At 51.0% G+C, this 255-nt stretch carries 1 protein-coding gene; it reads left to right on the top strand.

Going from position 1 to position 255, the window contains the following annotated elements; all coding sequences use genetic code 11:
* Positions 1-255, top strand: a 255-nt coding sequence (locus HBA93_RS22175; protein WP_221724679.1) for an MFS transporter, incomplete at both ends; no start/stop codon positions are given.

The following is a 255-nucleotide window of genomic DNA, read 5'->3' as shown; positions in this document are numbered from 1 at the left end:
ATATGGGCTCCGGTTCTTCTGCTTTTATGTAAATTGGCGCAAGGCTTCTCTGTTGGGGGAGAATACACAGGCGCGGCTATCTTCGTGGCAGAGTATGCACCAGATCGGCGTCGTGGATTCCTTGGTAGCTGGCTGGATTTCGGCTCAATTGCAGGCTTTTTGCTTGGTGCAGGTTTAGTTGTTTTCCTTAGTAGTCTGGTTGGCGAGGCAGCATTTTTAGAGTGGGGGTGGCGCATTCCGTTTTTGATTGCAGCG

The sequence above is a fragment of the Ochrobactrum sp. SFR4 genome, from assembly GCF_019730395.1.
In the GTDB taxonomy this organism is placed as follows: domain Bacteria; phylum Pseudomonadota; class Alphaproteobacteria; order Rhizobiales; family Rhizobiaceae; genus Pseudochrobactrum.
Note: the sequence above shows the minus strand (reverse complement) of the source record. Positions and strands in the feature narration are given on the sequence as shown.